General features: G+C 44.1%; 1 protein-coding gene and 3 pseudogenes. 2 read left to right on the forward strand and 2 right to left on the reverse strand.

From position 1 onward, the window contains the following. Nucleotides 1–380: allophycocyanin subunit alpha (gene apcA, locus PN499_RS24755; protein WP_272035548.1), on the reverse strand; the 380-nt coding region annotated here is incomplete at its 3' end. A gap of 469 nt (nt 381–849) precedes the next feature. On the opposite strand from apcA, the pseudogene PN499_RS29615 reads away from it, so the two are divergent. Continuing rightward, nucleotides 850–1,068: pseudogene (locus PN499_RS29615) on the forward strand (bleomycin hydrolase); the annotation flags it as partial. After that, nucleotides 1,042–1,233: pseudogene (locus PN499_RS29620) on the forward strand (transposase); the annotation flags it as partial. The pseudogenes PN499_RS29615 and PN499_RS29620, both read left to right, overlap by 27 nt. Before the next feature lie 386 nt (nt 1,234–1,619). Here PN499_RS29620 and PN499_RS24765 read toward each other — a convergent pair. Continuing rightward, nucleotides 1,620–1,733: pseudogene (locus PN499_RS24765) on the reverse strand (allophycocyanin subunit beta); the annotation flags it as partial.

Raw genomic sequence — 1,733 nt, forward strand, 5'->3', positions numbered from 1 at the left:
GCAACGCCTTCGATGGGAGTGCCCAGGGATTTGTACATTTCGCGCACGCCGACTATGCCGATCTCTTCGATGGGAGTAATGTCACCAGCGACGATTCCGTAGGTGATCAGGCGCAGGTAATAGTCCAGATCGCGCAGGCAGGTAGCGGTCATTTCTTCGCCATAAGCGTTACCGCCTGGAGAGACGACATCAGGGCGCTTTTGGAAAAGTTGGTCGCCAGCTTGTTTGACGATGCGCTCGCGGGATTCGGTCAAAATTTGGGCAATCCGAACGCGGCGTTCGCCAGTGGTGACAAAGCCTTTGATCCGATCTAATTCGCCTGGGCTGAGATAACGAGCCTCGGCATCGGCATTCACAATAGATTTGGTGACGATACTCATCTTTTATTTACCCGCTGGATATCCCGTCTTTGTATTTGAGCGGGAAGGAAGCGAGGCGGGAATTAGCGCTTCCTACTGCTTGTGAAGTTCTCCAAGCTCAAAAAGCTGGGAGTTTGTACGCTAGTCGAGCCACAGACTGCCAATAATTGTTGATGTTGTTGGAGTTAGCTGCTCAAAGCGTCATGGCTTGCTTACGATGTTGGTACGTTTGTCCAACTCGCGCACAATACTGCTGTTTACAATACCACAGCGCACCTGCACTTACCTGCTTTTGCAAGCTAGGTTGCGTTTGGAACTGGGGGTTTTGTGTTTGGAAGTGTTGGGTAGTTATTTAAGGTTGCGAGTCCTGTGTGCTAACTACCTCCCGCACAGTATTTTGAGGCATGACGTTCACATTATTAGTCTTATTGTAATACTTTGTAACAATTTTTTTCATCAAGAGCGATGGGTAAAAGAGGTAAATTGTCAAGTTTTTAGTTTCGCTGCCTGTGCGATCGATATCTGCGAAAACCAAGGCTTGATCCAAGCTGGTGGTAATTGCTATCCTAACCGCCGCATGGCTGCTTGTCTGCGTGATGCAGAAATCATTCTGCGCTACGTCACCTACGCTTTATTAGCTGGTGATGCTTCAGTTCTTGATGACCGTTACTACAAAAAGAGTGTAAACACTATAAAAAGGTGGTTTGCAGAGGTAGTAGGATATTTTGAACAAAGAACAAATAACGGAATTGTTGAAGGCATTAATAATAAGTTAAAGCTGTTAAAACACAGTGGATTCGGGTTTAGAAATTCTAAAAACTTTGAAATGCGAGCTTTGCTTTTTTGGCATTTTCCTAAAGATTTAGCATACTAAGTAGGGAAGAAACCTATTTTTTTTAGACTATTATTTATATCTGCTAGACGAAGAAAAATTTAAGGAGGCAACGAAAAGTAAATTTATTATAATTCATAATACTCAATTTTGTAGGCAAGGATTTTAGATTTTGTAGCGAACTTAAATTGCCCTATTTCCATAATTGGGGAACCTTGAGGCAATCTACTAACGTAAAACCTAAAATCATTTGAAGGCAGGGAGTTCAGAGTCAAAGCCAGCTCATTAAAACTAATCAAATCATCAAGATCAGCCTGTCACGGTCTAACACTCACTCTCAACTTCCCTGACCTCATTCCCAGGCAAAAGTCAAAAAAGGCTAGTCTGAAATTCAATTCAGGCTTCCTCCTTCTTCCTTTGTCTTAGCCTTAGCTCAAGCCAGAGGAGATGTAGTCGAAGTAAACGCCCATTTCCTTGCCAGCATCAGCGCCAACTAGACCGGCGGTGACTTCCTTCATCGATTGAATCGCTTGCACGGTAGC

Source organism: Kamptonema animale CS-326 (assembly GCF_028330895.1).
Taxonomy (GTDB): Bacteria; Cyanobacteriota; Cyanobacteriia; order Cyanobacteriales; family Microcoleaceae; genus Kamptonema; species Kamptonema formosum.